Source organism: Lacinutrix cladophorae (assembly GCF_053604645.1).
This window is the reverse complement of sequence record NZ_JBSHNR010000058.1, coordinates 1-274: the sequence shown is the minus strand read 5'-3', so window position 1 is coordinate 274 and position 274 is coordinate 1. Positions and strand designations below refer to the sequence as shown.

Below are 274 nucleotides of genomic sequence, written 5' to 3'. Positions count from 1 at the left end.
TCTGCAGTTACTGGTTCATAACCGTCATCGGTTGTTGCTGTTTCAACTCCTTCTAATACGGTTACTGTTTCTGGATCTGAAGTTCCTGTTGTTAAAGTACCACTTACATCTGCTGGTAATGTAGTCTCATCTACATCTACTCCTGCATCTCCTATTGGAATGTCTGTTGCTGTCCATGAGCCATCCGTTCCTGTTGTTACTGTTGTTTCGTCTCCGTTAACATCGGTAATTACAACTTCTACTCCTTCTATTCCTTCTTCTCCTGGATCTTGTA

Annotated in this window: 1 protein-coding gene; it reads right to left on the bottom strand. The window is 42.0% G+C overall.

Features of this window, described 5'->3' with window-relative positions; genetic code table 11:
• Window positions 1-274: SpaA isopeptide-forming pilin-related protein (locus tag ACVC3Y_RS00430; protein ID WP_452225770.1), on the bottom strand; the 274-nt coding region annotated here is incomplete at both ends.